Origin of the sequence: Afipia birgiae 34632, assembly GCF_000308295.2 — a bacterium.
In the GTDB taxonomy this organism is placed as follows: domain Bacteria; phylum Pseudomonadota; class Alphaproteobacteria; order Rhizobiales; family Xanthobacteraceae; genus Afipia; species Afipia birgiae.
Window position 1 is genome coordinate 2,644,838 of the sequence record NZ_HG326652.1, and the last position, 19,045, is coordinate 2,663,882.

Sequence of the window (19,045 nt, forward strand, 5' to 3'; positions counted from 1 at the left end):
TTCAGATTTTCACTTTTACTTCTCTCTAGTCGTTTGATCGCGCGAGAGAATTTCACATGTACGTCGCATCGCGGGAAACAAATTCAAGACCATTGAGACGACCCGCCGTCCTCGTGATGATCACATCGAACCTAACCATTCGAGGTGTGACATGGCGAAGATGCGGGCAATCGATGCAGCGGTGCGTATCCTTGAGAAGGAAGGCATCGTCTGCGCATTCGGCGTTCCGGGCGCCGCGATCAATCCACTTTACTCCGCTCTCAAGAAGCGCGGATCGATCAATCACATCCTGGCGCGCCATGTTGAGGGCGCATCTCACATGGCCGAGGGCTACACCCGCGCCAAGGCGGGGAACATCGGCGTCTGCATCGGCACCTCCGGCCCGGCCGGAACCGACATGATCACCGGGCTCTATTCGGCTATCGCCGATTCAATCCCGATCCTATGCATCACCGGGCAGGCGCCCCGTGCACGCATCTACAAAGAGGACTTCCAGGCCGTCGACATCGAGTCGATCGCAAAGCCCGTCACCAAATGGGCCGTTACGGTGCGCGAACCAGCGCTGGTGCCACGTGTCTTCAGTCAGGCGTTCCACATCATGCGCTCAGGCCGTCCCGGCCCGGTGCTGATCGACTTGCCGCTCGATGTCCAGCTCGCCGAGATCGAATTCGACGACGAGACCTACGAGCCCCTGCCGGTCTACAAACCCGCCGCAACGCGCAGGCAGGTCGAGAAGGCGCTCGATATGCTCAACGCCGCCGAACGCCCGCTGATCGTGGCCGGCGGCGGTGTCATCAATGCCGATGCGTCCGACCTTCTCGTGGCGTTCGCCGAGATCGTTAATGTTCCCGTGGTGCCGACGCTGATGGGCTGGGGCGCGATCCCGGATGATCATGTCCTGATGGCCGGAATGGTCGGCCTTCAAACCAGCCACCGCTACGGCAATGCGACCATGCTCGAGTCGGACTTTGTGCTCGGCATCGGTAACCGCTGGGCCAATCGCCACACCGGATCGGTCGAGACTTACACCAAGGGCCGCACCTTCGTGCATGTCGATATCGAGCCGACTCAGATCGGCCGCGTGTTCAATCCAGATTTCGGAATCGTTTCGGACGCAAAAGCCGCGCTCGAATTATTCGTCTCTATCGCGAAGGAATGGCGCAAAGCAGGCAAGCTGAAAGAGCGGCAGGCATGGCCCGCGGCGGTTCAGGACCGCAAACGCACCATGCTGCGCAAGAGCCACTTCGACAACGTGCCGATCAAGCCGCAGCGCGTTTACGAGGAGATGAGCAAGGCTTTCGGCCGTGATACCTGCTATGTCAGCGTAATCGGTCTGTCACAGATCGCCGGCGCGCAATTCCTCGGCGTTTATCGCCCGCGCAACTGGATCAATGCCGGTCAGGCCGGCCCGCTTGGCTGGACCCTGCCCGCCGCGCTCGGCGTACGCGCCGCCGATCCGACGCGCGAGATCGTTGCACTTTCCGGGGACTATGATTTTCAATTCCTGATCGAGGAACTGGCCGTTGGCGCGCAGTTCAAGCTGCCTTACATCCACGTCGTCGTGAACAACTCCTATCTCGGCTTGATCCGTCAGGCGCAGCGTGGCTTCGACATGGATTACCATGTCCAGCTTTCATTTGAGAACATCAATGCGCCGGAACTCGGAGTCTATGGCGTCGATCACGTTGCCGTAGCGGAAGGGCTTGGCTGCAAAGCGATCCGGGTCACGCATCCGGAAGACGCACAGGCCGCGTTCGCGACGGCGCGTCAGATGATGGCGGAATATCGCGTCCCGGTAGTGGTCGAATTCATTCTCGAACGGGTCACCAACATCGCGATGGGGACCGAGATCGACAATATTGTCGAATTCGAAGAAGTGCTCGACTTGCCGCTCGACGACACGCCGGCGAGCCCAGAGAAGACCTCCCGAGGCAAGCTGCTACCTGTCTGACCGCGCGACCAGCGTCACAAACAAGAAAGAGACATTCCTCGTGCCAAAATTCGCAGCCAATCTCACCATGCTCTTCAACGAACTGCCGTTTCTCGAGCGTTTCGCGGCAGCCAAGGCGGCTGGGTTCAGCGGCGTGGAGTATCTGTTTCCCTATGACTTTGAAAAGGCAGTGTTGGGCGAACAGTTGCAGCAACATGGACTTACTCAGGTGCTGCACAATTTGCCTGCGGGAAACTGGGGCGCCGGAGAACGCGGCATCGCAATTCTTTCCGATCGCACCGCCGAATTCCGCGACGGCGTCAAGCGCGCCATTGAATACGCGAAGGCGCTGGGCTGCCGGCAGGTGAACTGCCTCGCTGGGATAGCGCCGGCGGACGCCGATCCAGCAGAGTTGCACGCCGTTTTCGTAGAGAATCTCCGTTATGCCGCTACAGCGCTTGCAAAGCAGCAAATCAAGCTACTGATCGAGCCGATCAACACCCGCGATATCCCGGGCTTCTTCCTCAACGGGACGGAGCAGGCAATCCAGATCATTTCGGAAGTCGGCTCGGAGAATCTGTTTGTCCAGTACGACATCTATCACATGCAGATCATGGAGGGGGACCTCGCACCGACCATGAAGAAGCATCTGGATCGCATCGCGCATATCCAGCTGGCCGATAATCCCGGCCGGAACGAGCCGGGGACCGGCGAAATCAACTATCCCTTCCTCTTTCGCTATCTCGACGAGATCGGATATCGTGGCTGGATCGGCTGCGAATACAAGCCGAGGACCACCACCCTGGAAGGTCTTGGGTGGTACGAAGCGCATACGGTCGATGCGTAATCAAGAAGAACCAGGGAGATCAGAAAATGACCGATATCGGTTTCATCGGCCTCGGCATCATGGGGCGGCCGATGGCGGGCCACCTGCAGGCCGCCGGGCACCGCCTGTTTGTGCTGGAGAAGTCCGCCGCGTCGAAAGAACTCGTTGCCGCGGGCGCTATCGCCTGCAAGTCCGGCAAGGAGATCGCAGAGAGAGCGAGCGTCGTCATTATCATGGTGCCCGATACGCCTGACGTTGAGTCGGTTCTCTTCAACGCCAGCGGCGTCGCGGAAGGACTTTCGAAGGGTAAGGTCGTCGTCGACATGAGTTCGATTTCACCAATCGCGACAAAAGAATTCGCAAAGAAGGTCAACGCGAAGGGCGCGGACTATCTGGACGCGCCAGTCTCCGGCGGCGAAGTCGGCGCGAAGGCCGCATCGCTGACTATTATGGTGGGCGGACCACAAAGCGCATTCGACACGGTCAAGCCCCTGTTCGAGAGGATGGGCAAGAACGTCACCCTGATCGGCGGCAACGGCGACGGCCAAACCACCAAGGTCGCCAATCAGATCATCGTTGCGTTGACCATTGAGGCCGTCGCCGAAGGCCTGCTGTTTGCATCAAAGGCAGGCGCCGATCCGACACTGGTGAGACAGGCGCTGATGGGGGGACTAGCCACATCGCGCATCCTCGAATTGCATGGGGAACGTATGATCAAGCGGACGTTCAATCCGGGCTTCCGCATCGAATTGCACCAGAAGGACCTCAACCTCGCGCTGGACGGCGCGCGGGCGCTTGGCCTGTCGTTGCCAAATACATCAATGACCCAGCAGCTCTTCAATTCCTGCGTGGCTCAAGGCGGCAAAGCCTGGGACCATTCCGCAATGGTGAAAGCGCTGGAGACAATGGCCAGCCACGAAGTCGCCAAGGCCTGATTTTACGATAAGTACCTTGAAATTGAGTTTGACGGCGCGGTGAGAACAACACCGCGCCGCTCTTCCATGCCGTCCCAATGGGCTAATCTCTCCACGCGCTCCATCAGCCGGCAAAGCCGCCTGGTGGAAGCATCCTGGGAGAGACACATGATTGTCGTGACCGGAGACGCCATCGCCAAGCCTGAAACATTCGACGAAGTTCGCAGGCTAAGCCTGGAGCATGTTCATCGCTCGCGCACGGAACCCGGCTGCATTTCGCATGCCGTGCATATCGATTGTGAAAATCCGCTACGCTTCGTGTTCGTCGAGCAATGGGTTGATGGGCGAGCCTTGATGGCTCACTTTCAGGTGCCGGCATCTCGCGAATTCGTGAAGGCGCTGCGGGGCATGCTGTCCGAGCCCTCCACGATCCAGATCTATGATGCGGCGTCGTTACAGATGCCCTAGCTCACAGTTCTGACGACGCCCGAGGCATCAATCCGCCGTCCATCCACCGTCGATCATGAGCGAGGAGCCCGTCATCAGCGCTGACGCATCGCCGGCGAGGAAGACGATCGCCCCCATCAGATCTTCAACGGTACCGAGGCGCCCGAGCTTGATCTTTGAGAGCACACTTTCCTTGAACGCAGCATTCTCGAAGAACGGCCTTGTCATCGGCGTCTCGATGAAGGTCGGACATAGTGTGTTCACGCGAATGCCTTGCGGAGCAAGGTCAATCGCCATCGCCTTGGAGAAGCCTTCCATCGCCCACTTCGACGCGCAGTAAAGCGATCGGTTGGCGCCGCCGACATGCCCCATCTGCGACGACATATTGATGATCGAGCCACGAGCGCCCGCCGCAAGCATCCGCTTGGCGACGGATTGTGCTGCAAAGTACGCCGCACGCACGTTCAGGTTCATCACCGCATCGAAATCCTCAACCGGCACATCGGTGAAGGGATTGGGCCGGTTAGTCCCCGCATTATTGACGAAAGCGTGAAATGGCTCCCGCGCGTCAATCGCCGCGCGGAAGGCCGCCACGTTCGTCACATCAAGGGCGAGCGTATCCGCCGCAAAGCCCTTCTTGTTTAGCGCCGCTGCCGCTTCGTCGATCTCGCTCGTGGTACGTGCGCACAACGTGACATGCGCACCTGCTTCCGCCAGCGCCGCAGCCGCCGCGAGGCCGATGCCACGACCTGCTCCGGTGACCAAGGCACGCCGGCCATCAAGCCGGAAGGTCGGCGTTGCCGGCAGCGACTGGCCGCTCATTCCGCGGCGCTCGCATAGGGCACGTTGCGTCTACCATAACGCCGGACGCGAACATTAGCCTGCTCGGCATGACCAGCGAAGCCTTCCAGCATGCAGAGGCGCGAACAATATTCGCCGATCATGGCAGATGCCTCGTCCGTCAGGACGCGCTGATAAGTCACGGTCTTGAGAAATTTTCCGACCCACAACCCGCCAGTGTAGCGTGCTGCCTTGTTGGTCGGCAGGGTGTGGTTGGTGCCAATCACCTTGTCGCCGTAAGCCACGTTGGTTCGCGATCCCAGAAACAAAGCGCCGTAGTTGGTCATGTTCTTCAGGAAGTAATCCGGATCCTGGGTCATCACCTGCACGTGCTCGGAGGCTATGCGGTCCGCTTCCTTCACCATTTCCTCTTCGGAATCGCAGACAATTACTTCGCCATAGTCTTCCCACGCCTTGGCCGCGACGGCCCCGGTCGGCAAAATCTTCAGGAGGCGTTCGATTTCCGCCATGGTCTCGCGTGCGAGCTTCTCGGAGTTGGTGAGCAGAATCGCCGGGGAATTCGGCCCGTGCTCGGCCTGCCCGAGCAAATCGGTCGCGCATATCTCGCCGTCCGCGGTTTCATCAGCGATCACCAGCGTTTCGGTTGGGCCCGCGAACAAATCGATCCCGACGCGCCCGTAAAGCTGACGCTTCGCTTCCGCCACGAATGCATTGCCCGGTCCAACCAGCATGTCGACCGGTGCGATCGACGCTGTCCCGATCGCCATCGCACCGACAGCCTGAATGCCGCCGAGGCAATAGATGACATCCGCACCTGCAAGATGCTGCGCGGCAACAATGGCCGGAGCCGGCTTGCCCTGGAACGGTGGCGCACAGGTGATGATGCGCGAGACACCGGCAACCTTTGCGGTGATGACCGACATATGCGCAGATGCCAGCAGCGGATACTTGCCGCCGGGGACGTAGCAACCGACGGAGTTGACCGGAATATTCTTGTGACCAAGAACGACACCCGGCAGCGTCTCGACCTCGACATCCTTCATCGCATCGCGTTGATGCTGAGCGAAATTGCGGACCTGCTCCTGAGCGAACTTGATGTCATCGATGTTCCGCCTGGACAATTGCCCAACGCAATCCTTGATCTCGGCATCAGTCAGCCGGTAGTCCTTGCGATCCCACTGGTCGAACTTCACCGACAGTTCCCGAACCGCGTCATCGCCACGCTTCTCGATGTCCGCAAGAATCCCTTCAACTGAGGTGCGGACCTTTGAATCGTCCTCAGCCCGTTGAGCAGCGTCGCGGCTACGCTTGAGATACTTCGCCATCAGATTTCTCCGCGATTACTTGATTGCCTGAGGATTGATCGGCGATCCGGCTGCGCCCGGCAAATGCATCGGCGGTGCAGCGAAGAAGAATTCATAGATCTTATCTTCTGCGCAATCTTCCGCCAATTCCTTCAGATAGAAGATTTCGCCCATGGAAATCCCGATCGCCGGGATCACCACCCAGTGCCAGGGCTGATTGGCCTCGTTGGTCTCGTTCGGGCGGACTTCGCATCCCCAGGTATCGGTACAGATCGCAGCGATGTCCTTCTCGCGAATCCAATAACAAGTCTCAAATGCCATGCCGGGTGCATCGCCACCCGCGTAGCCCGACCAATCCTTCTTCTTCAGGCAGCGCTCCTGGTGGCCGGTGCGAACAATCACGAAGTCACCCTTGCGAATTTCGACGCCCTGCCTTTTGGCGCAGGCATCGAGGTCCGCATTGGTGATGGCGTAGCCGTCGTCGAGCGATTCAACGCCCTTGAACCGGGCAACATCGAGCAACACTCCGCGGCCTGCCATCTTGTCGCGGGTGTGCTCGATACCAAGTTTCTTCGCGCCGCGCGCGTCGACCAGCTTGGCATCATAGCCGTTGTACATCTTGTCATTGAGGAAGATGTGGCAGAGAGCGTCCCACTGCGTCGATGCCTGACAAGGCATGTTGATCGCATCGTCGGCATAGCGCAGATAGGGTGATGGGATGTCCTGATTCCCTGCCGCAGCATCGGTGCCCGTCGCCAGCATGGTATGAATCGGGTTCCACCGGCCTCCGAACAATCCCGACTGGATAGGCTCTTTCAGCGAAAGCCCCAACGAGAAGACCTTACCCTTCTTGATCAGCTTGCCCGCGTTAATGACATCTTCAGACGTGACGTTGTTAAGCGTCCCGATCTGGTCGTCCGCGCCCCAACGGCCCCAGTTTGAGAGCTTCTTGGCGGCTTCATAGATCGCGGCTCTGTCGACTTTCATGATGATGCCCTTCTGTTTTATTTATCGATCGATAATTTTATGGACGAGCGAATGTCTCGGCAGCCCTTGGGCTAGACCGAGCAATAGCGCTCCTTGATTTCGTCGTCGGCCAGCAGAGCGGCGGCGGTCGCATGATGCACGACAGAGCCTTGATCCAGCACGTAGGCACGATCGGCGATATCGAGCGCCAGTTCCACGTTCTGTTCGACAAGCAGAATGGTCGTCCCTTCCGATTTCATCTTGCGGAACAGTTCGAACATTTCATCGACCAGTACCGGCATGATGCCTTCGGAGGGCTCATCAAGCATGATGAGATCCGGCCGGGCGATCATGGCGCGCGCAATCGCGAGCATCTGTTGCTCGCCGCCGGACATTGTGACGGCTTCCTGATCCAGCCGCTCCGCCAGTCGTGGAAAAATTTCGGCGATCTGCGCGATACGCCGAACCTCGTCCTTCTTGTCAGGCGACGCGACGAGGCCGAGCCGCAGGTTTTCCCGCACGGTCAGTCCCTGAACGATCCGGCGCTCCTCAGGGACATAAGCCAGTCCCAGGCCGAATCGGACATGCGCCGGCTCGCCAAGCACTTCCTTGCCCTTGAACGTCACCGAACCCCGCGTTTTGTCCAGAAGGCCGATGATCGACTTCAGGGTTGTGGTCTTGCCGGCCCCGTTACGGCCGATCAGACAAACGATCTCGCCCTTGTTCACCTCAAGGCCAATGTCCTGCAGCACATGGCTGGCGCCGTACCATGAGTTGAGATTTTCGACACGCAACATCGCTCTAGTGCTCCCGCTGGCCAAGATAGACCCGCTTGACCTGCTCGTTCTGGCGGACTTCGGTCGGCGTTCCTTGTGCAAGCAGCTCGCCGTGGTGAAGTACGAGCACCCTGTCGCTGATACCCATCACGAGCTTCATCTTGTGCTCGACCAGAATGACGGTGCGTTCCTGGGCGAGCTTAACAATGAGGTCCATCATTACGCGCGTCTCTTCAGGACTCATTCCTGCAGTCGGCTCGTCCAGCAGCAACAGGCGCGGGTTGCTCGCCAGAGCCATGCCGATTTCGAGCGCGCGTTGCTCGCCGTGCGCGAGTTCCTTCGCGAGCCGCTCGCGACGATCCCACAACCCGACCTGTGCAAGCAACGCGTCGGCCCTTTCGACAAGGCCCGGAAGTTTGGCCCGTGGCCGCCAGATATCGTAACGCGAAACAAATGCCTGAAGCCCGACGCGAACGTTCTCACGCGTCGTCAGCTGCGGGAATACGTTGGTAATCTGGAAGGACTTTGCGATGCCCATATGTGCGAATTCGTGCTGCGCAATATTGGTGACGTCGCGTCCTTCGAACTCGACCTTGCCGGTGGACGGAGGAAAAGCGCCTGACAACAGATTGAAATAGGTGCTCTTCCCGGCGCCGTTCGGCCCAATAATAGATGTGATCGCGTTCCGCGAGAACTCGGCAGAGATATTGCTCAGGGCGACGAATTTCCCGAACGATTTACTCACACCGGTAGTGCGCAGAATAACCTGCGAGGATGTGTCTACCGACGTCATTTATTGACCCACTTCAAGATCGTTCCCCAGATGCCTGCCGGGAAGAACAGGACGCAGATCATAAAGACCGCGCCCACGAACAGCTGCCAGTGGACGGTCCAGATCGAGACCAGATTCTCAAGCAACAGGAAAACCGCAGCCCCGACGAACGGGCCGAAGAACGTGCCCATTCCTCCCAGCAGCGACATCATCACCACCATGCCCGATGTCTCGATATGCAAGATCTCGATCGGTACGATGGACAGATGGAGCGCCATCAGCGCTCCGGCGAGGCCGCAGAATGCACCGGAGAGGATGAATGTAATGAGCCGCGTTCGCGTCACGTCATATCCGGAGGCACGCGCCCGCGCTTCGTTCTCCCGGATGGCTTCGATTACGGCGCCAAACGACGACGCCAGAATCCGCGACAGCATGAACAACGCCAGGATGACAAACACCGCAACGACATAATAACGGGTCAGCGGATCGATGAAGTCGAGCTTCAGACCGAATATGTCAATGACGCGAACGTTGATTCCGCGCAGACCGTTCTCGCCACCGGTCCAATCGACCGCCTGATAGAAGATATAAAAGACGCATTGCGACAGCGCCATCGTCACCATAGCGAAGTAGATGCCGCGGGTACGGATCGCCAACGCGCCGATCGCAGCAGCCATCACAGCGCCGCCAATAATTCCGACCACAATGGCGAGATACCACGGCAACCCGAAATGAACGATTGCGATACCGCAGAGATAGGAGCCGGTTCCAAACAATGCTGCGTGCCCGAACGACAGCAGTCCGAGATATCCGAACAGCAAATTGAAACCGAGTGCGTAGAGTCCATAGATCAAGATGTTCACGGCCAATGCCGTGAACGGCATTACCAAGGGAAACACCAGTACGAAAATGCTGGCAAGGATCGCCCGATGACGCTTGGCGAAATCGAACCAACTCGCCGAAGCAACGCCCGGCTGCGTCAGGGTCTGTGAAAGTTCATTCATTGTTTTACTCGCCTCAGCTCATGAGCCCGGCACGGCCGAAGAAGCCCTGCGGACGGACGAGAAGAACTACTGCCATCAAGGCAAAAATCGAAACCTTGGCCATTTCGGGCGCGAACAGCGACGTCATGCTGACGACCACGCCAACGAGAAGGCCAGCAATGACTGCGCCTCCGATCGAGCCCATGCCGCCGACAACTGTCACGACAAACGCCTCGGCAAGAATCGTCGCTCCCATTTCGGGAATAACGCCTTGCAGCGGCGCGGCAAGAAGCCCGGCCAATGCCGCAATACCGGAACCGATGCCGAAAACAAACAGCCAGACCCGCGAGACGTTGACGCCAAGCACGCGGACGATCTGCGGATCACGCGCACCCGCACGGATGATCAGGCCGAAGCTTGTACGCTCGAGGAAAAGCCAGAGACCCAGAAGAACAGCTGCCGCGATACCGATGACGAACAAGCGATAGAGTGGGAAGTATCCGACGCCTATGTTCACCGCACCTTGCAGGATCTCAGGCGTATCGAACGGATAGCCGCTCTTGCCGAAGGCAATACGAACGAGCTCGACCATCACATAGCTCAGACCGAATGTCAGAAGCAGCGGATAATCAATGCCGCGGCCATACAGCGGCCGGATCAAGAACCGCTCGACAACGAGACCGACGGTGCCAACGATCAATGGGACCGCGATGAGGCAAAGCCAGAAATTTCCTCCCAGCGAGAGAAGGAAAAGTCCGACATATGCGCCGACCATATAGAAGGCACCGTGCGCGAAGTTCACAACGGTCAACATGCCGAAGATCAGCGACAACCCAATGGCGAACAGCACATAGATCGCGCCGAGCGCCAGACCGGTGAACAATTGCAACGCGATCAGATCGAAACTCAAACCGGCCATGGATATCTCCAGAGAGGACGCGCGCCCATGATGGACGCGCGTCCGTTAGTTCAAATGGTTCAGGACTTGTGGCCGAGCGCTTCGCAGGTGCGCAGGTTCTTTTCGGTCGGCTCCTCGGTGGCGAGGACCTTGAAAACGTCGGCATCGCCCTTCTCAGGGTTCGATTTAGACTCGATGATGAGAACCGACTGCACTGCCTGATGGTCGCATTTGCGATAGTACTCAGGGCCCTTGTAATAGTCGTACTTAAGCGCTTCGACGGCCTCAATGACCTTGTCGGTGTCAGTGGTGCCAGCTGCCTTGGCCCCCATCAGCAAGGTCTTCACGCCGGCATAGCCCAGCGCGCCGTAATCCGACGGCACCTTTCCACCGTGCATCTTGCGGAAGCGGTCGTTGAACGCCTTCGCAGACGCAACCTTGTCTTCGATACCCCAGTAATACGAGGTTCCACCGATGACGCCCTCGAATGCCTGCGCTCCAGCGGCAATGCGACCGGTATAAAGCAGGATCGGAGCAACGATCTTCATGCTCTTCTTCATACCGAAGTCGGTGGCCTGCTTGAGCGCGATCTGCTGGTCACGGCCGAAGTTGCTGATGACGAGGATGTCCGGCTTCAACGCCTGGATACGCGGCAGCAGGGCCGAGAAGTCTGTTGTGCCGAGCGGATGACGAATATCGACGAGACTTTCAACGCCAAATGCCTTTCCGGCCTCCTGGAAGCCGCGCACCATCTCATGGCCGTAGGCATAGTCCGCCGTGAGGAACGCGACCTTCTTGCCAAATTTCGGAAACGCATAACGTCCGACGGCGCCCGCGGTCAGGTGCGGCGTGAGTGCTTCGTGGAACGTGTACTTGCTGAAATCCTTGACCTCGTTGATTTCATCGGACTGGCTGATCGAGTTGTAAATGGTCTTTCGTTCCTTGGTGACATTGTTCACGGCGAGCTGAACCGACGCAGACAGGCTGCCGACGATGAAGTTGACCTTTTCCTTCTCGATCAGTTCCAGCGTACGGGTCGCCGCCTCGCCCGGATTGAGCTTGTCGTCGCGTACGAGCAACTCGGCCTTCCGGCCGTTGAGGCCGCCAGCTTCATTGAATTCAGCGATGGCAACTTCAGCCGCACGCACCTGATCTTGCGCTTCGGTGCCGTATGGACCGGTCAGCGGGACCGGAAATCCGACCTTAATCGTCGCTTCCTGCGCCTGAAGCAGATTAATACGAAACGGCGAGGCCGCCAGAACAGCGCCGGCGCTAGCGGTTGTCAGCAAGCGGCGGCGAGAGATGGAACCTGTCGTCTTGTTAGCCATGTATTCCTCCAAGGTTGATGTTCTTTGTTGTGCGATCAGATCCGCCCGAGAGCGGTGAGAATGATTTTTGGTGTCAGCGGAATTTCAGTAACGGCGACATTGAATGGCGCAAGCGCGTCGTTCACGGCATTGGTGACGACAGCTGCTGCTGCTGCTGTCCCCGCTTCTCCCGCTCCCTTGGCCCCGAGTTCGCCATCCAGTGTGGGAGAGACAATATGCCCAACGTCGATATCCGGCATCTCGCCCGCCATGGGAACGAGGTAATCCGCCATGTTGGCATTGGTGAGCTGTCCGCGCTCGTCATAGATACAGTGTTCGTAAAGCGCCGCACCTAGCCCCTGAACCACCCCGCCGCGGATTTGCTCATCTACCAGTTGGGGATTGATGATCGTGCCGCAGTCCTCGACGACCCAATGCTTGAGCAGCTTGATAAATCCTGACTGAGTATCCACTTCAAGCCACGAAGCCTGAACACCGTTAGTGAACGCGAACGGATACTCGCGGGGCACGAAATGCCGGGTCGCCATCAATTCGGGCTGGAATCCAGGCGGCAGGGTATCAGGCCTGAAGTACACGATGCGCGCCAGTTCATGCAATTCGATGCGCTGCTGTCCACCGTCGGCATCCACGACCGCATTATTGACGATATCGAGATCACCCGGTTTGGCTTGAAGAATGGCTGCCGCGACATCCAGAATGTTTTTACGGAGCACCTTCGCCGCCTGCAAGGCGGCCTCGCCGCCGATGCCGGCTCCGCGCGATGCCCAGGTGCCGCCGCCGTATGGCGTATTATCGGTGTCTCCCAGAATCACGCGCACGCGTTCCATCGATACGCCGAGCACACTGCCGACGATCTGCGCGGTCAGCGATTCTGACCCTTGCCCCTGTTCGGTGATGCTGGTCTGGCAAATCACCCGGCCGGTGGCGTCGAGACGCACGGCAACACCGTCCTGTGACGAAATCCGCGCCCCGCCCACGCCGTAGAACGCCGCGCTCGGGTTTGTGACCTCGATAAAGCTCGCAATGCCGATGCCGCGATAGATCCCCTGCTTGCGCAGATCGGCCTGCTCAGCTCGTAACGCATCGTAATTCATCATTGCGACGAGTTTATCGAGCGACGCATGATGCGACAGCGCCTCGAATTTAAGTCCTGACGGCGAGCCGCAAGGATAGGCGTCATCGCGAATAAGATTGCGGCGGCGGATTTCAATCGGATCCATCCCGATCCGCTGCGCCGCGAGATCGACAAGCCCTTCAGTGATCGAGCAGGCGATCGGATGCCCGACGCCGCGGTACTGGCAGGTGACATTCTTGTTCTGGAAAACCACGCGAGTCCGCGCGCGATAATTTTGAGTCGTGTAGGGGCCGCCGACCAGATTGACGACCTGATTGGCCTCGATCGCGCTGGTGCGCGGATACATCGAGTACGGGCCGATACCGGTAACGTCGTCGATCTCGAATGCGTTGATTGTCCCGTCTTTGCTGACGCCGATGCGCGCCTTGCAGAAATGATCGCGCGCGTGAATATCGGTGTTGAAGCTCTCGACGCGGTCGGCAACGAATTTGATCGGGCGGCGCAGCAGTTTCGACAGGGCAAGTGTTGCCATCTCGTCGGCATAGATGTGAACCTTGATGCCGAACGAACCGCCGACATCCTTGCACACCACGCGAACCTGCGCCTCATCGAGACCCAAATGCAGGGCAGCGATATTCTGCACCATATGCGGCGCCTGGGTGCCCAGATAAACGGTCAGGCGATCCTCTCCGGAATTCCAGTCCGCAAGAACCGCGCGCGGCTCTAGCGTAACACCGGTGTGACGGCCGAAGACGAACTCGGCTTCCACAACCTCATCCGAGTCCTTAAAAGCCTGATCAACGGCTCCAGCATCGAGATTGCGCTCGAAGGCCAGATTGTCCCCCAAGGTCGAATGAATCACCGGCGTATCGGGATCAAGCGCAGTGCGCATGTCCGTGACTGGAACGAGCTCTTCGTAATCCACCGACAAAGCTTCGGCGGCATCCTCAGCCAGAGCCCGGCTGGTCGCAATGATCGCCGCCACCGCCTCGCCCTGCCAACAAGCGCGATCAATCGCGATGGCGTGCTGCGGAGCCGACTTGAGACCCTTGAGATGGGACAGCACGCCGACCCACGGCGTAATGACTTTCGCGAGCTCGGCCCCCGTGACCACCGCGATCACGCCCGGCATCGTCTTTGCTACTGCGGCATCAATGCTCAGGATCTTCGCGTGGGCATAGGGTGAACGCAGAAATACGACGTGCGCCATGCGCGGCAGCACCATGTCGCTGACATACTGCCCCCGCCCCTGCATGAGCCGGTCGAGGTTGGGGCGCGGCACCGTCTTTCCGATATACGAATTCGGACGGTCCAAAACCGAAAGACCGGACTGCTTCTCGGAGCCGTCGTTCATCGTGTCTGCTCCGAACGCGCACGGGCCGTCGCTTGCACAGCATCGACAATCGCATGATAACCCGTGCAGCGACAGTAGTTGCCGGAGAGATGCTCGCGAATTTGCTCGCGATCTGCTTGCGGTTCATGAATCAGAATATCCTGCGCGGCCATCAACATACCCGGCGTGCAGTATCCACACTGAAGGGCATTGCGCGCGCGGAATGCTGCCTGAAGGTCAGATACTTCCCCGCTATCGGACAATCCCTCGATCGTCTGAACGGATGCATTTTCTGCCTGCACGGCAAGCAAGAGGCAGGCACGCACGGTGTCGCCATTGACGCGAACCGTGCACGCTCCGCACACGCCGTGTTCACAGCCGACATGCGTTCCAGTGAGCCCCAGCTGTTCCCGCAGGAAATCAGCCAGATTCAATCGTGGCAGTACTTGCGCGGAAACGCGCTCGCCGTTGACCGTCAGAGAAATTGGCACGAGATCCGTCACACCAGCGCCCTTGTTGCAAGATCTTGACGGTCGAGCAAGGTCGACACACACCGCGCCATCAACTGGCGCGCGAGATAGCGGCGCATTCCGGCAGAGGCCTGCTGATCTTCCTGCGGATCAAGCTCCGCGTCGAGCGCAGTCTGCGCGTCAGCCAGCATCGACGCGGTGACCGGTCGCCCCGTCAGATGCTCCGACGCCGTCGCAAGCATCGGCTTGTCGCCCACCGCGAAGTAACCAAGCCGCAGGTTTTCCAACACATCACCATCCCGAATTGCAGATGCCGCCAGTCCAACGATGGCGTAGTCGCCTTTCCGCCGCGAATATTCGTGGAAGAAGTGAACCGCATTCGGCTTTGCGACAGGAATCTCGACGGCAATCAGCAACTCTTCGGGAGATAACAACGTCTCATAGATGCCGGTAAAGAACTCCACGGCCCGGATGCGGCGCTCGCCATTCTTGCTGCGCACGAGGAGAACAGCATCAAGCGCGAGAACACAGGCAGGAAGCTCCGATGCAGGATCGGCGTGCGCGAGACTGCCGCCGAATGTGCCTCTGTTGCGAATCGCCGGATGCGCGACATGCGCGATCGCATCCGTCAGCAGCGGCGCGTGCTTGGCGATCTCAGCAGATCTCAGCACATCGACATGACGGGTCAGCGCGCCGATCCTGAGGACGCCGTTCTCAACAGCGACCCCGCGCAACTCGGCGATGGCGCCGATATCGACCAGCAATTCGGGGGCCGACAGCCGCAGATTCAACGCAGGCATCAAACTTTGACCGCCAGAAAGAACCTTCGCCTGATCGCCGTGCCGGGCAAGCAACTCCAATGCGTCAACGACGCTTGAAGCACGCGTATAGCTGAAAGCCGAAGCTTTCATTCCGGCAACCTCCCCTCGCCTCATTTTTTGATGGGCTTCGAGAATGATTAGAGGGTGCCGGACATCAAAGGTCAAGCGTTGTTTATCGAACGATTATTTCTGGACCATGGGCGTGATGTCGCATCAACCGCAGAAATCGAAGGTCGTTGACTCATCCCCATAAGGCGAAACAAGCGCGACAAAGCAAAGTGAGAGTTAAGGAATTATGGCTTGCAGAGTTCGCCACACAGAATTATCGCGCCGCACAAATCCTACCGTCGGCGCGTGGCGCTCCGGCGCGGAAGCTGCTGTCTACCAGTGCGTTCCTGAAACAACAGCCGCGATCTTTCGGTCTCCATCTTGAGAATGTCAGCGAACAACGCGGCAGCAGGAGACATCACCTTGCGGGCCGGCTCGATCAAAACGAACTCGGAATAGAAGGGCGGATCATCAAGCGGCCTCACGTCGAAGCGCCCCTCGTCGAGATCCGATGCCATCATCACGAACGGCAGAATGGCGACCCAGTCGCTCGCTGCGACAAATTGCAGCGTACCCATCATGGCGTCCAGCTCCAGCCGCTGCTCGACCACAACGCCGTTAGCACTGAAATAAGTCTCGATGTTTCTGCGGCGCGTGTTCTGAACGCCCGGCAACACCACTTTTAAGGGCCCAAGTTCAGATAGCTTGGCCGGCTTGAGGTTGTTCTTGCCTCGCTTCGCGCTCACCAGCATCTCGCGATCCCGGGCAAGGAGCCCATGCGAGATGCCGGTCGCCCCTTCGAACGCCGGAACGACAGCGAAGTCCAACTCACCTTTCAGAATCATGTCGGTCAGCACACCCGAGTAGGCCTCGGTGACGCTGATTTCAGAACCCGGGGCGGACGCAAGGAATTTTTCCAGCGCGGGAGCGAGCACGGATCTGGTGAAGGTCGGCATCAAGCCGACACGAATCGCACCGCGGACATGATTGACGGCAACGCATTGCTGAGCGGCCTCCAGTTTCTTCAGAACCTCGACACACTCACGATAGTAGAGTTTCCCCGCCAGCGTCGGCTCGACATCCCTGCCACTGCGTTCGAATAATGCTGCGCCAAGCTCAGACTCGAGCTGCTTAAGGTGTTGCGAAATGCCGGACTGGGTGGCTCCTTCCCGCTTCGCAGCCGACGTGAACGAACGCTCTTCATACACCGCGACGAAGGATCTGATTTGCCGAAGGGAAATCATCCATCAATTTTCCTGATGCCAGAGATTATGAATAATCATTTTTCTAATAGACCACAATCGTTACTCTCACGGTCAATTCACAAGCAATCGGGAAACACGCCATGAACCTCGGCTTCTTCACCATGCCGATCCACCCGCTGGACAAAGACTGGCGTCAATCGCTGGCCGAGGATCGCGAGGCCTTCCTATTGGCTGACGAGCTTGGATTTACCGAGGCTTATGTCGGCGAGCACGTCACCGACAAGGCGGAAAACATCACCTCCTGCGTCACGTTCCTGGCCTGGATTGCCGCCGCGACGAAACAGATCAAGCTGGGCACCGGCACCGTGAACATGCCCAACACACATCCCGCAACAGTCGCGGCCACCATCGCGATGCTGGATCATATGCTCAACGGCCGGTTTATTTTCGGCATCAGCCCCGGTGGGCTTCTGTCGGACGCAGAACTTTTCGGCAATCTCGACTTCAACCGCAACGAGATGTTCCTCGAAGCTATCAATCAGGTGCTCGGCATCTGGTCCGGCGAACCGCCTTACAATCTTCAGGGCAAGTACTGGACTGTGTCTACGCAACGTACGCAAATCAAGGAAATCGGCCAGGGCTACATTCCCCGCCCGCTGCAACGACCGCATCCGCCGATCGTCGTTACTGCAGTCGCGCCGTTTTCAAAGGGCGTGACGGAAGCAGCGGTCCGCGGATGGGACCCAATCTCGGCAAATTTCCTCATGCCGGCGTGGGTGAAAAGCCACTGGCCCAAATATGTCGAAGGCTGCGAACGTGGCGGCCGGGTTGCGGACCCCACCAACTGGCGCGTCGCGAAGAGCGTCTTCGTTGCAGACGACGCTGCAAAGGCCAAAGCCTATGCAACCGATCCCGATGGCCCCTATGTGAACTACTATCGGTCGCTCTTTACCAAACTGAAGAAGAACGGGCGAATCGAGTTGTTCAAGACGCACCGCGATCAACCCGACGATGAAGTGACGCTGGACATGATCTGCGACAAGCTGATCATCTACGGTACGCCGGACAGCGTCGCAGACCAGATCCTTGCATTTCAGAACGAAGTCGGCACATTCGGCACGCTGCTCTACGCCGGCAAGGATTGGAAAGACCGCGAGCTTGGGCGTAAATCCATGATCTTGACGGCGGAGAAAGTGCTGCCTTTAGTGAAAGCCGGTTCGCCGAAGCTGGCGAAAGCCGCGGAATAGACAAAAGCAGGCACCTCAATTGGCCCTCACCGATCGCGTTCCTTATCAGGCCCTCATCGACCGTCCCAAACTGGTACTTCCAGGCGGCAAAAAGCTCGCCGTCTGGATCATCCTCAATGTCGAGGAATGGCGCATCGAGAATGCCATGCCTCGCACGGTTCTCAGCCCTCCGATGGGGCAACCGCTGCTTCCAGACGTGCCGAACTGGGCATGGCATGAATACGGAATGCGCGCGGGCTTCTGGCGTCAATTCAAGGCTCTGACAGATAGAAACATTCCCACCACACTCGCGATCAACGGGAACGTCTGCACGTCCTATCCGCGTGTGGCCTCGGCGGCCCGCGAGGCCGGATTCGAGTTCATGGGACATGGTTTTCTGCAAGGCCCGATGCACAAGGTTGACAATCAGGGTGACGCGATCAAACGCGCAGTCGACACGATCGAAAAATTCACTGGCAAGGCTCCCCGGTCATGGGAAAGTCCCGGGCTCACTGAAACCAGTGAAACACTCGATCTTCTCCGCTTGAACGGGATTGAATATGTCGCCGACTGGGTCATCGACGACCTACCGCAAGACATCGAAACGCCTCACGGGACCATCACGACGATCCCCTACACCGTCGAGACCAACGACATCGTCGTTCATGCGCTGCATCACATGGCGTCGGATCAATTCCTGCGGCGGAGCATCGATCAGTTCGACCGGCTCTATCTCGAGGGCGAAGAGAACGCCCGCGTCATGGCAATCTCGATCCACCCTTATATCACCGGCGTTCCGCACCGGATCAAATACCTGGAACAACTGCTCGATTACGTCATCGGGCACGATGGCGTGGCGCTGATGACCGCCAGCGAGATCGGTGACTGGTATCGCGGCCAGATGGCCAAGACTTAAATTCCG

18 protein-coding genes are annotated in these 19,045 nt (G+C 58.6%); 6 read left to right on the forward strand and 12 right to left on the reverse strand.

Annotation, left to right across the window (positions count from 1 at the left end; genetic code table 11):
• Positions 1-151 precede the first annotated feature (151 nt).
• The 4 genes from gcl to BN32_RS12460 all read left to right on the forward strand — a co-directional run bounded on the left by gcl (position 152) and on the right by BN32_RS12460 (position 4,138).
• Entirely contained in the window at positions 152-1,951 is a 1,800-nt protein-coding gene (gene gcl / locus BN32_RS12445; protein WP_019198535.1) for a glyoxylate carboligase, read from the forward strand.
• Positions 1,952-1,991: 40 nt separating this feature from the next.
• The gene (gene hyi, locus BN32_RS12450) at positions 1,992-2,777 is read left to right on the forward strand and encodes a hydroxypyruvate isomerase (RefSeq protein WP_019198536.1); all 786 of its coding nucleotides are present in this window, start codon (positions 1,992-1,994) and stop codon (positions 2,775-2,777) included.
• Between the two features lie 26 nt (positions 2,778-2,803).
• The gene (locus BN32_RS12455) at positions 2,804-3,691 is read left to right on the forward strand and encodes a 2-hydroxy-3-oxopropionate reductase (RefSeq protein WP_019198537.1); all 888 of its coding nucleotides are present in this window, start codon (positions 2,804-2,806) and stop codon (positions 3,689-3,691) included.
• Between the two features lie 147 nt (positions 3,692-3,838).
• Positions 3,839-4,138, forward strand: a complete 300-nt coding sequence (locus tag BN32_RS12460; protein WP_019198538.1) for a putative quinol monooxygenase — start codon at positions 3,839-3,841, stop codon at positions 4,136-4,138.
• A 27-nt stretch (positions 4,139-4,165) separates the two neighbouring features.
• Here the strand turns inward: BN32_RS12460 and BN32_RS12465 are convergent, their stop codons facing one another.
• From BN32_RS12465 to BN32_RS12520, 12 genes are all read right to left on the reverse strand, one after another.
• A complete protein-coding gene (locus tag BN32_RS12465) occupies positions 4,166-4,939 on the reverse strand; it encodes an SDR family NAD(P)-dependent oxidoreductase (RefSeq protein ID WP_019198539.1) in 774 nt (257 codons plus the stop codon).
• Complete coding sequence (hisD, locus tag BN32_RS12470) at positions 4,936-6,243, reverse strand: histidinol dehydrogenase (RefSeq protein ID WP_019198540.1); 1,308 nt, start codon at positions 6,241-6,243, stop codon at positions 4,936-4,938. Before hisD ends, BN32_RS12465 begins: the two co-directional genes overlap by 4 nt.
• Before the next feature lie 15 nt (positions 6,244-6,258).
• Positions 6,259-7,209, reverse strand: coding sequence for a cyclase family protein (locus tag BN32_RS12475; protein ID WP_019198541.1), 951 nt, complete (start codon positions 7,207-7,209; stop codon positions 6,259-6,261).
• Between the two features lie 71 nt (positions 7,210-7,280).
• Positions 7,281-7,985, reverse strand: coding sequence for an ABC transporter ATP-binding protein (locus BN32_RS12480; RefSeq protein ID WP_019198542.1), 705 nt, complete (start codon positions 7,983-7,985; stop codon positions 7,281-7,283).
• 4 nt (positions 7,986-7,989) lie between these two features.
• On the reverse strand, positions 7,990-8,757 hold the full coding sequence (locus BN32_RS12485) for an ABC transporter ATP-binding protein (RefSeq protein ID WP_019198543.1): 768 nt from the start codon (positions 8,755-8,757) through the stop codon (positions 7,990-7,992).
• On the reverse strand, positions 8,754-9,740 hold the full coding sequence (locus BN32_RS12490; RefSeq protein WP_019198544.1) for a branched-chain amino acid ABC transporter permease: 987 nt from the start codon (positions 9,738-9,740) through the stop codon (positions 8,754-8,756). Before BN32_RS12490 ends, BN32_RS12485 begins: the two co-directional genes overlap by 4 nt.
• A 13-nt stretch (positions 9,741-9,753) precedes the next feature.
• The gene (locus tag BN32_RS12495; RefSeq protein ID WP_019198545.1) at positions 9,754-10,638 is read right to left on the reverse strand and encodes a branched-chain amino acid ABC transporter permease; all 885 of its coding nucleotides are present in this window, start codon (positions 10,636-10,638) and stop codon (positions 9,754-9,756) included.
• Positions 10,639-10,697: 59 nt separating this feature from the next.
• A complete protein-coding gene (locus tag BN32_RS12500) occupies positions 10,698-11,945 on the reverse strand; it encodes an ABC transporter substrate-binding protein (RefSeq protein WP_019198546.1) in 1,248 nt (415 codons plus the stop codon).
• A gap of 35 nt (positions 11,946-11,980) precedes the next feature.
• Positions 11,981-14,374 (reverse strand): xanthine dehydrogenase family protein molybdopterin-binding subunit, encoded by a 2,394-nt coding sequence (locus BN32_RS12505; RefSeq protein WP_019198547.1) that lies wholly within the window; start codon positions 14,372-14,374, stop codon positions 11,981-11,983.
• Entirely contained in the window at positions 14,371-14,856 is a 486-nt protein-coding gene (locus BN32_RS12510; RefSeq protein WP_019198548.1) for a (2Fe-2S)-binding protein, read from the reverse strand. The genes BN32_RS12505 and BN32_RS12510 overlap by 4 nt, the downstream gene beginning before the upstream one ends.
• The gene (locus tag BN32_RS12515; protein WP_019198549.1) at positions 14,853-15,734 is read right to left on the reverse strand and encodes an FAD binding domain-containing protein; all 882 of its coding nucleotides are present in this window, start codon (positions 15,732-15,734) and stop codon (positions 14,853-14,855) included. The genes BN32_RS12510 and BN32_RS12515 overlap by 4 nt, the downstream gene beginning before the upstream one ends.
• A gap of 251 nt (positions 15,735-15,985) precedes the next feature.
• A complete protein-coding gene (locus BN32_RS12520) occupies positions 15,986-16,936 on the reverse strand; it encodes a LysR family transcriptional regulator (protein WP_019198550.1) in 951 nt (316 codons plus the stop codon).
• Positions 16,937-17,037: 101 nt separating this feature from the next.
• Here BN32_RS12520 and BN32_RS12525 point away from each other — a divergent pair, with 101 nt between their 5' ends.
• Positions 17,038-18,144, forward strand: coding sequence for an LLM class flavin-dependent oxidoreductase (locus BN32_RS12525; RefSeq protein ID WP_019198551.1), 1,107 nt, complete (start codon positions 17,038-17,040; stop codon positions 18,142-18,144).
• Positions 18,145-18,163: 19 nt separating this feature from the next.
• A complete protein-coding gene (locus BN32_RS12530; RefSeq protein ID WP_019198552.1) occupies positions 18,164-19,039 on the forward strand; it encodes a polysaccharide deacetylase family protein in 876 nt (291 codons plus the stop codon).
• The last annotated feature ends 6 nt before the right edge of the window (positions 19,040-19,045 follow it).

Excerpts from the sequence above, each read along its gene's own strand:
- BN32_RS12520 (WP_019198550.1), bottom strand. The coding sequence starts at position 16,936 with ATGATTTCCCTTCGGCAAATCAGATCCTTCGTCGCGGTGTATGAAGAG.
- BN32_RS12505 (WP_019198547.1), bottom strand. The coding sequence starts at position 14,374 with ATGAACGACGGCTCCGAGAAGCAGTCCGGTCTTTCGGTTTTGGACCGT.
- BN32_RS12460 (WP_019198538.1), top strand. The coding sequence starts at position 3,839 with ATGATTGTCGTGACCGGAGACGCCATCGCCAAGCCTGAAACATTCGAC.
- BN32_RS12480 (WP_019198542.1), bottom strand. The coding sequence starts at position 7,985 with ATGTTGCGTGTCGAAAATCTCAACTCATGGTACGGCGCCAGCCATGTG.
- BN32_RS12485 (WP_019198543.1), bottom strand. The coding sequence starts at position 8,757 with ATGACGTCGGTAGACACATCCTCGCAGGTTATTCTGCGCACTACCGGT.
- BN32_RS12495 (WP_019198545.1), bottom strand. The coding sequence starts at position 10,638 with ATGGCCGGTTTGAGTTTCGATCTGATCGCGTTGCAATTGTTCACCGGT.
- hisD (WP_019198540.1), bottom strand. The coding sequence starts at position 6,243 with ATGGCGAAGTATCTCAAGCGTAGCCGCGACGCTGCTCAACGGGCTGAG.
- BN32_RS12525 (WP_019198551.1), top strand. The coding sequence starts at position 17,038 with ATGAACCTCGGCTTCTTCACCATGCCGATCCACCCGCTGGACAAAGAC.
- BN32_RS12465 (WP_019198539.1), bottom strand. The coding sequence starts at position 4,939 with ATGAGCGGCCAGTCGCTGCCGGCAACGCCGACCTTCCGGCTTGATGGC.
- gcl (WP_019198535.1), top strand. The coding sequence starts at position 152 with ATGGCGAAGATGCGGGCAATCGATGCAGCGGTGCGTATCCTTGAGAAG.
- BN32_RS12515 (WP_019198549.1), bottom strand. The coding sequence starts at position 15,734 with ATGAAAGCTTCGGCTTTCAGCTATACGCGTGCTTCAAGCGTCGTTGAC.
- BN32_RS12490 (WP_019198544.1), bottom strand. The coding sequence starts at position 9,740 with ATGAATGAACTTTCACAGACCCTGACGCAGCCGGGCGTTGCTTCGGCG.
- BN32_RS12475 (WP_019198541.1), bottom strand. The coding sequence starts at position 7,209 with ATGAAAGTCGACAGAGCCGCGATCTATGAAGCCGCCAAGAAGCTCTCA.
- BN32_RS12500 (WP_019198546.1), bottom strand. The coding sequence starts at position 11,945 with ATGGCTAACAAGACGACAGGTTCCATCTCTCGCCGCCGCTTGCTGACA.
- BN32_RS12455 (WP_019198537.1), top strand. The coding sequence starts at position 2,804 with ATGACCGATATCGGTTTCATCGGCCTCGGCATCATGGGGCGGCCGATG.